This window comes from Sphingomonas sp. CCH5-D11, assembly GCF_001557395.1.
Classification (GTDB): Bacteria; Pseudomonadota; Alphaproteobacteria; order Sphingomonadales; family Sphingomonadaceae; genus Sphingomonas.
Genome location: NZ_LSKH01000201.1, coordinates 1 through 8,743, shown reverse-complemented (window position 1 = coordinate 8,743; position 8,743 = coordinate 1). Strand labels below are relative to the sequence as shown.

The window sequence follows — 8,743 nt, the reverse complement described above, 5'->3', positions numbered from 1 at the left end:
GCGAAGCACCGCCAGCAGCGCGGCTGCCGCAGCTGGCGGTGCTTCGCCCAGCTGCTTGATCAGCCAGTCGCGGGTCGGCAGCTCCCCGCGCTCGGTCACGAACAGCGCGGCGGCAAGGCGCCCGTCCGCCAGGATCGCTATCCGCCGCGTGCCGCGTGCAGGGTCCACCGCCTCCACCCGCTCGCCGCCTGGCAGGAAGCGATCGAGCCGCGCCGGATCACCATCTCCGGCCAGTTCCCACAGATTGCCCGCCGCCACCGTGATCCGGGTCGCCCACAGGCAGTCGAACGGGCGCGCCGGCTCGCCCGCGAACAGGGCAAAGCCGCGCCACCGCGTCGCGACCGGCGCGATCGTGGCGGGCGTGGACTTGAACCCCGGCTGCCCCGAATGCGGATCGGTCAGCGGCCGCGGCAGCATTCCGGTCCGCCCACCGCTGGAGGTTTGGTCGGTCCAGTGGATCGGCACGAACAGCTCGCCCGGGCGCTGGGCGTCGGTAATGGTGGCGCGGTAGAGGCTCTCCCCCTGCGGCGTCGCCACGCGCGCCAGGGCGCCATCGCAAATGCCGATCCGCGCCGCATCGTCCGGGTGGATCTCCACCAGCGGCTCGGCGCGGTGGCGGGCGAGCTTGGGGGCAAGGCCGGTGCGCGTCATCGTGTGCCAGTGATCGCGATAGCGGCCGGTATTGAGCGTCAGCGGCCACTGGCTCAGCGGCTGAGCGATTAGCTTCTGCGCCACCGTCACCAGCCGCGCGCGCCCATCGGGCGTGGGAAAATGGCCATCGGCAAACGGCGTCCCGCCCCAGCGGAACGGCGCCATCTCATCGTAGCCGGCATTGCCGCCGCCGCCCTGCCCCGGCAGGGCGAACAGCCGCGCACCGTCATTCCGGTAGTTCGCCAGCCGGACATGCTCACGCCAGATGTCGGCGGGCCGATCATAGGCGAAGGCGGATTTCCAGCCCATCCGCCGTCCCACTTCCTTGACGATCCACCAATCGGGCCTTGCCTCTCCGGGCAGCGGAAACAGCGCGCGCTGGCGGCTGATCAGCCGCTCCGAATTGGTCACCGTCCCGTCTTTCTCCCCCCAGCCGGCCGCGGGCAGGCGGACATGGGCAAAGCCGCCAGTATCGGTCTTTTCCATCACGTCCGACACGACGACGAACGGGCAAGAGGCGAGCGCGTCGCGCACCCGCGCCGCATCCGGCATCGACACCGCCGGGTTCGTCGCCATGATCCACAGCGCCTTGATCCGACCTTCGCCCACCGCGCGAAACAGATCCACCGCCTTCAATCCCGGCTTCTCGGCGATCGCGGGCGAACTCCAGAAACGCTGCACCAGCGCCCGGTTCTCCGACGCGAAGTCCATATGCGCGGCAAGCGTGCTCGCCAGCCCGCCAACTTCGCGCCCGCCCATCGCGTTGGGTTGGCCGGTGATCGAGAAAGGCGCAGCGCCGGGCTTGCCGATCCGCCCCGTCGCCAGATGCAGGTTGAGGATCGCATTCACTTGATCGGTGCCCGCCAGCGACTGGTTAATGCCCTGGCTGAACATGGTGACAGTGCGCGGCGCCCCCGCGAACAACTCATAGAAGCGCCGCACCTCCGCCGCCGGCACATCGCACGCGCGCGCCACCGACCACAGGTCGAAGCTTTCCAGCCCCGCCCAGAAGTCCGCCGGAACAGCGACGTGATCGGCCAGAAAGGCTTGGTCGAGCACGCCTTGTTCGCGGCACCACGCCAGCGCGCCGTTCATCAGCGCGACGTCGCTGCCTGGCCGGATCGGCAGGTGCAGGTCCGCCTGCTCCGCCGTTTCGGTGCGGCGCGGATCGATCACCACCAGCTTCGCGCCCGCCTCGCAGCGTGCACGGATCCGCTGATACACGATCGGATGGCACCAGGCGGTGTTCGACCCCACCAGCACGATCAGGTCCGCCGCGTCCAAATCGTCATAGCTGGCGGGAACCACATCCTCGCCAAAGGCACGCACATGGCCGGCCACTGCGCTGGACATGCACAGCCGCGAATTGGTGTCGATGTTCGCCGATCCGATGAAGCCCTTCATCAGCTTGTTGGCGACGTAATAATCTTCTGTCAGCAGCTGACCCGAGACGTAGAAAGCGACGCTGTTCGGCCCGTGCTGCGCGATCGTGTCGCGAAAGCGCTTGGCGACAAGATCCAGCGCCTTGTCCCAGGAGGCGCGCTTGCTGCCGATCATCGGGTGGAGCAGCCGTCCCTCCAGCCCCACCGTCTCGCCCAGATGCGTGCCCTTGGAGCACAGCTTGCCGTGATTGGCAGGGTGATCGGCATCACCCGCGATCCGCACGGCCCGCTCGCCGGTAACCGTCGCGCTGATCCCACAGCCCACGCCACAATAAGCGCAAGTGGTGCGGATCGCCGAAGGCCCTCTCCCCTCCGGGGAGAGGGTTGGGAGAGGGGCAGTCACGAGCGACACCGTATCGGACTGCCCCTCGCCCCGCCCCTCTCCCCGGAGGGCAGAGGGAGATCGGCCTCCACCGTCACGCCGCCGCCTTCAGCGTGCTGGCGCGGCAGATCAGCACGCGCCCGCCGGTCACCTTCACCGGCACCACCGGCGTGCAGCCCTTGTCCTCGCCCAGCGCCTCGCCGGTTGACAGGCTGATCCGCCAGTTGTGCAGCGGGCACGCCACCGCGCCGCCATGCACGATCCCCTGGCTCAGTCGGCCATGCTTGTGCGGGCAGCGATCGAGCAGCGCGAACACCTTCCCCTCGCCAGTGCGGAACACCGCGATGTCGTCGCCGCCCGCCACCTGCACCGTCCGGCTGCCGCGCACCGGAATTTCGTCGACCCAGCCGATATCGAGCCACTCGCCGGTCATGCCATTTCCTCCTGATTCGCCGGGATGGGCTGAAAGCGCGCCATGGGCGCATGCTGCTCACGCTGCGCGCCCTCGACGCGCGCCGCCCAGGGATCGTCCTGCATGAATTGTTGCGAGAAGAAGAACCGCCGCGCGAGCTCGGCCCGCGCCTCGGCATCGGGCAACAGCCGCTCCTGGATGTGCGCCAGCCCGACGCGCTCGATCCATGGCGCGGTGCGCTCCAGATAGCGCGCCTCCTCGCGGTACAGCTGGATAAAGGCGGCGCACATCTCCATCGCCTCCGCCTCGGTCGCGACCTTGCAGAGGAGGTCGGTCGCGCGAACCTTGATCCCGCCATTGCCGCCGACGTGAAGCTCGTAACCGCTCTCGACGCACACCACGCCGAAGTCCTTGATCGTCGCCTCGGCGCAATTGCGCGGGCAGCCGCTCACCGCGATCTTGAACTTGTGCGGCATCCAGCTGCCCCAGGTGGCGCGCTCGATCTTCACGCCCAGCCCCGTCGAATCCTGCGTGCCGAAGCGGCACCATTCGCTACCGACACAGGTCTTCACCGTGCGCAGCGACTTGCCGTAGGCGTGGCCGGATACCATCCCGGCAGCGTTCAGATCGGCCCAGACCGCGGGCAGATCCTCCTTGCGGATCCCGAAGATGTCGAGCCGCTGGCCGCCCGTCACCTTCACCATCGGCGCGTTGAACTTCTCCACCACGTCGGCGATCGCGCGCAGCTCGCGCGGGTTCGTCAGGCCACCCCACATGCGCGGCACGACCGAATAGGTGCCGTCCTTCTGGATGTTGGCATGCATCCGTTCGTTGACGAAGCGGCTCTGCTGATCGTCGACATATTCGCCCGGCAGTGCGCAGAGCAGATAATAATTGAGCGCCGGCCGGCAGGACGAGCATCCGTCGGGCGTGGTCCAGTGCAGCTTCTGCATGACCTCGGGGATCGACCGCATCCCCTGCGCCACGATCTCGCGGCGCACGTCGTCATGGCCGAAGCTGGTGCATTTGCACATTGTCTTAGGGCCGGCTTCAACCTCCCCGCCGAGTGTCAGCGACAGCAAAGTCTCGACCAGCCCGGTGCATGATCCGCAGCTCGCCGATGCCTTGCACCCCGATCGCACCGCATCCAGGCTGTGCGCGCCCTTGCCGATGCACGCGACCACCTGCCCCTTGGAAACGCCGTTGCAGCCGCAGATTTCCGCATCATCGGAAAGCGCCGCAACGGCTGCCTTAGGGTCCGCCTGCCCACCTCCGGAGGCAAAGGCCTGGCCGAAGATCAGCGCGTCGCGAATATCGGCGACGCTCTCGCCCCGACGCAGCAGGTCGAAATACCAGTTTCCGTCCACCGTATCGCCATAGAGCACTGCCCCGACGATCCGGTCCTCCTTCACGACCACGCGCTTGTAGATGCCGCGGCTCGCATCGCGCAGCACGATGTCCTCCGCACCGTCGCCGCCGCCGAAATCCCCGGCCGAGAAGACGTCGAGCCCCGCGACCTTCAGCTTGGTTGAGGTCGGCGCCGGCCGGTATCCGCTGGGCGCCTCGACCAACCCGTCGGCCAGCGCGCGGCACATGTCCCACAGCGGCGCGACCAGGCCATAAACTTGGCCCTCATGTTCGACACACTCGCCCACCGCCAGGATCGCGGGGTCAGACGTCACCATGTGATCGTCCACCTTGATCCCGCGGCCCACCTCCAGCCCCGCCTCACGTGCCAGCGCCACCGATGGCCGGATGCCTACCGCCATCACCACCAGATCGGCCGGGATCTCCGTCCCGTCCTTCAGCCGCACCGCCTCGACCCTTCCGTCGCCGACGATCTCGGCCGTATCCGCGCCGGTCAGGATCGTCTGCCCGCGCGCCTCCAGCGCGGTCTTGAGCAGCCACCCGGCGGCTTCGTCCAACTGCCGCTCCATCAGCGTCGGCATCAGGTGGATCACCGTCACTTTCATGCCGCGCAGGCTCAGGCCATGCGCCGCCTCCAGACCGAGCAGGCCTCCGCCGATCACCAGCGCGCTCCCGCCCTTCGCTGCGGCGGCAAGCATTGCATCCACGTCGTTCATGTCGCGGAAGCTGATCACGCCCGGCAGGTCCTTGCCCGGCACCGGGATGATGAAGGGATCGGAGCCGGTCGCGATCAGCAGCCGGTCATAATCCATCACGATCCCGCCGCGCGACGTGACGGTCTGCGCCTCTCGGTCGATCGCAATCACCGGATCGCCGGACACCAGGGTGATGCCGTGATCATCATACCAGTCACGGCCGTTGATCACGATGTCGTCGAAGGTCTTCTCCCCCGCCAGCACCGGCGAGAGCATGATGCGATTGTAATTGACCAAAGGCTCGGCGCCGAAGATCGTCACGCGATATCGCGCGGGATCGCGGGCGAGCAGCTCCTCCACCGCGCGGCATCCCGCCATGCCATTGCCAACGACGATCAAGTGCGGCCGCGTGTCGGCCTCCGCAATGCGGATCGGTTCGTGTTTCATCACAGGGTCCAGTCCAGTTGGAGCCAGAATTTGCTGGTGTCGGTGAACAGCCGGTCGGCGTTGAAGGCGGCGTAGCGAAGGCTGGCGGTCGTCCGCCCCAGCTTCGCTTGCGCCAGCAGATCGATCTCGTCGCCATAGCGGCGCACCATCCGATCGCTCTGGAACCGGTGATAGGTCGCGCCGACGCTCACCGCCTTCAGCGCCCCGATCGCCTTCCAGCCCCAGCCGGCGGAAGCGTAGAGATCGCGCACGCCATCTGGCGGGGTCGTCAGGAACTTGTCGGCCCAACCCTGAAACTTGAACGCGGTGGCAAGCGGCGTCTGAAAGCTGGTCAGCGCCGTGCCGCGATCCGCGCCCAGCACTTCATAGCCAGCGCCCAGCCGTGGCCCGTTCAGGTCCACCGCGACATCCGCCAGCCAGTAATCGGCCTGATAGTTGTTGGGATTGCGCTGCCAGTCCGACTGCCGCGCCCAGCTGGCCTGGTAGCTCAACTTCGCCGGCCCGATCGGCTGCGTTCCGGCCAGCCGCACGCCATAGGTCTGGCTGGACAGGCGATAGCCCTGCACCGCCGCCTCGTCCTGATCGACCAGATAGGCAAAGCCGGTCAGCGTCCCGGCAGGCGAGGTCCAGGCGAGGTTCGCCAGCATATTGTCGCCCGACACCGCCTGCTGCCGCGCACCCCCGCCATCCACGCCCCAGATCGTGCGCACGCTCCAGACGTAGCTGAGGTCGGCCTTCAGCCCGGCGAGCGGCGTCACCTCGGCGCGAACCGCGTCGAACGTCTGGCCGTTATTGCGAAACGCGATGGCGCCGACGAAGCGCTCGTCGTCTAGCGCGATCCGCTGGCGCCCCACGGTGATCGTCGCCGGCGCGCTGCGATACTGGAGCTGCGCCCGGTACAGCGCCACGTTCTGCGGGTCGGCGATCAGCGGGCGCCGTGTCGCAATGCCGCTGAGCCCGTCATAATAATCACCCACGATCGCGAGGTTGCCCTGCGCCTCGGCGAGCGCCGACCAGCGCCCCTCGCTCACCTGGATCCCGGCGCGGACGCGGGCGGTAACGGCGTTCGCGTTCTCGGGCAGACCATCCTGATCGGCATGTTCATAGCGCAGCCGGGCCTCGGCCAGCGGCGCGATCGTCTGCGCCGCGGCCTGGCTCGCCAGAAGCGGCAGGAGGGCGAGCGTCGCGCGCATCAGATCCGCACGCCTTCCGCCGCACCCCAGCGCGCGCGCCAACCGGTTTTGACCAGCGCCAGGCCGATCAGCGCCGCCAGCGCAAGCCCGGCGAAGATCAGGAAGCCGGGGGCGAAGCTGCCCGTCCACTGCTTGGCGAGGCCCAGCGAAGAGGCGAGATAGAACCCGCCCACGCCGCCTGCCATGCCGACCAGCCCGGTCATCACGCCGATCTCCGCCGCGAACCGCTGCGGCACCAGCTGGAACACCGCGCCATTGCCGACGCCCAGCGCCAGCATCGCGATCACGAAGCAGGCGAGCGCCGCAGTGAAGGTCACCGACAGGCTCACCCCCACCAGCGCCAGGGCAGCGAGCGCGAACACAGCGGTCAGCGCCTTCACCCCGCCGATCGCGTCGGCCAGCGCCCCGCCCATCGGCCGAACCAGCGAGCCTGCGAACACGCACGCCGCGGTGGCATAGCCGGCCTGGATCGTCGTCAGCCCGAACCGATCGGTGAAATAGATCGGCAGGCTGGCGGCCAGCCCGACGAAGCCGCCGAAGGTGACCGAGTAGAAGCCCATCAGCCACCAGGCATCACCCTGCTTCAGCGGGCTGAGATATTCCCTGAAGCTTTTCGGCGCAGGAGCCCCCGGCGGATCTTTCGCCATCGCCATATAGGCGACGAACACAATCGTCAGCGGGATGCAGGCGAGCCCCAGCACCGCATTCCAGCCGAACATCTTGGCCAGTGCCGGCGCGAACAGCGCTGCCAGCACCGTTCCCGAATTGCCCATGCCGGCCAGGCCCATTGCCTTGCCCTGATGCTCGGGCGGGTACCAGCGGCTGGCGAGCGGCAGCGCGATGGCGAAGCTTGCCCCGGCGAACCCTAGGATCACGCCCAGCACCAGCGTTCCGGCAAACGTCGTGACCCCCATCGCCCAGGCCGCGAACAGCCCCGCGATCACGATCAACTGGCTGATCGCGCCCGACCGCTTCGGCCCGATCCGGTCCACCAGCAGGCCGTTGACGACCCTGAGCGCCGCGCCCGCCAGCGTTGGCACCGCCACCATCAGCCCCTTTTGCGCCGGGCTGAGCGCCAGCGCCTTGGCGATGTCGGGCGCAAGCGGCCCCAGCAGCACCCACACCATGAACGCCAAGTCGAAATAGAGGAAAGCGGCGATCAGCGTCGGCGTATGCCCGCTTGACCAGAACCCGCCATCGCTTTGCTTCTTTGCCTCCCAGAACGCCGTCGCCATCGCCCGTTCTCCAAACGAAAAAAGCCGCCAGAACGGCGACCCTTTCGGGTGCGTCCTGGCGGCTTCGTTGCCTCGGTGCGGATAAGGGCGTCTGCCCATCCGCCAGCGAAACCTCCCCGGCGCTGGAGAGGCGTGTCGCTGTTATCTCGTGCCCGGCATCATTGCCGAACGATTGACAAGCTGCCTGATTCGCTCGCTTGGCACAAGCCCCTTTCGCAACCGCAGCAGATCACGGCAGCGTTGCTAGATAGCCTGCGATATCGTCCGGGTCGAAAGCGCGCCCATCGAAGAAGCGGTCACTGCCAAGCACGAGCCGGCCCTGCGTCGATCCCGCGCCGATCGGTTCATGCAGCGCGCCTTCCAGCTTCGAACTGGCGTTGGGCAGCGGCGCGTTCGATCCGGCGAGCGCTGCGCGATACAGGTCCGGGCGAAACACCGATTGCGCCCGGGCCGCATCCTCCTCGCTGAACGCCATCCCGTCCCAGCGGACCATCTGCGCGTACAGCCACGCCGCCTGGCTGCGCCACGGGAAGTTCGCCGCCTCGCGATGCTGGAACATGAAATCGGGATAATGAACCGGCGTTCCGCCCGGTACCAGGCGAATGCGATCGGTGATTGCGCGCAGGACCGCATCCACCGGTGCGTCGAGATATTCGGGCCGCGCAAGCAACGCCGCGCTGTCCGCCACGGTTTCGGGGCGGACGAAATGCTCCGCCGCCGCATGAAGCGCGCGGGTCAGCGCCGCGACAGCGTCAGCGCGCGCCTCGGCCACTTCTGCGCGCAGTGCCAGCACCTTTTCCACCCCGCGCCGCCAGATCTGCGCGGTGGCGAGCGCGATCCGGCCCACCCCGCGATCCACCGCAATCGAGTTCCACGGCTCGCCGACGCAAATGCCGTCCACCTCGCCCGCGGCCAGCGCATCGGCAGCGAACGGCGGGCTCGTCACGGGAATCGCCACGTCCTCGTCCGGCCGTATCC

At 68.1% G+C, this 8,743-nt stretch carries 6 protein-coding genes; all 6 read right to left on the bottom strand.

The genetic code is table 11. The features are described from left to right. Positions 1-2,436 (bottom strand): molybdopterin oxidoreductase family protein (locus AX702_RS12340; protein ID WP_066779960.1); only part of this gene is annotated, 2,436 nt, incomplete at its 3' end. A 73-nt stretch (positions 2,437-2,509) separates the two neighbouring features. Next, complete coding sequence (gene nirD, locus AX702_RS12335; RefSeq protein WP_066779955.1) at positions 2,510-2,848, bottom strand: nitrite reductase small subunit NirD; 339 nt, start codon at positions 2,846-2,848, stop codon at positions 2,510-2,512. Then, complete coding sequence (gene nirB, locus AX702_RS12330) at positions 2,845-5,337, bottom strand: nitrite reductase large subunit NirB (protein ID WP_066779953.1); 2,493 nt, start codon at positions 5,335-5,337, stop codon at positions 2,845-2,847. Before nirB ends, nirD begins: the two co-directional genes overlap by 4 nt. Next, entirely contained in the window at positions 5,337-6,530 is a 1,194-nt protein-coding gene (locus AX702_RS12325) for an alginate export family protein (RefSeq protein ID WP_066779957.1), read from the bottom strand. The genes nirB and AX702_RS12325 overlap by 1 nt, the downstream gene beginning before the upstream one ends. Continuing rightward, positions 6,530-7,765, bottom strand: a complete 1,236-nt coding sequence (locus tag AX702_RS12320) for a nitrate/nitrite transporter (RefSeq protein WP_066779951.1) — start codon at positions 7,763-7,765, stop codon at positions 6,530-6,532. The genes AX702_RS12325 and AX702_RS12320 overlap by 1 nt, the downstream gene beginning before the upstream one ends. A gap of 229 nt (positions 7,766-7,994) precedes the next feature. Next, positions 7,995-8,743, bottom strand: a 749-nt coding sequence (locus AX702_RS12315) for an ABC transporter substrate-binding protein (protein WP_197420593.1), incomplete at its 5' end; no start/stop codon positions are given.

What these genes read in the sequence shown, in the direction of transcription:
- nirD (WP_066779955.1), bottom strand. Translation starts at nt 2,848, where the DNA reads ATGACCGGCGAGTGGCTCGATATCGGCTGGGTCGACGAAATTCCGGTG.
- nirB (WP_066779953.1), bottom strand. Translation starts at nt 5,337, where the DNA reads ATGAAACACGAACCGATCCGCATTGCGGAGGCCGACACGCGGCCGCAC.
- AX702_RS12325 (WP_066779957.1), bottom strand. Translation starts at nt 6,530, where the DNA reads ATGCGCGCGACGCTCGCCCTCCTGCCGCTTCTGGCGAGCCAGGCCGCG.
- AX702_RS12320 (WP_066779951.1), bottom strand. Translation starts at nt 7,765, where the DNA reads ATGGCGACGGCGTTCTGGGAGGCAAAGAAGCAAAGCGATGGCGGGTTC.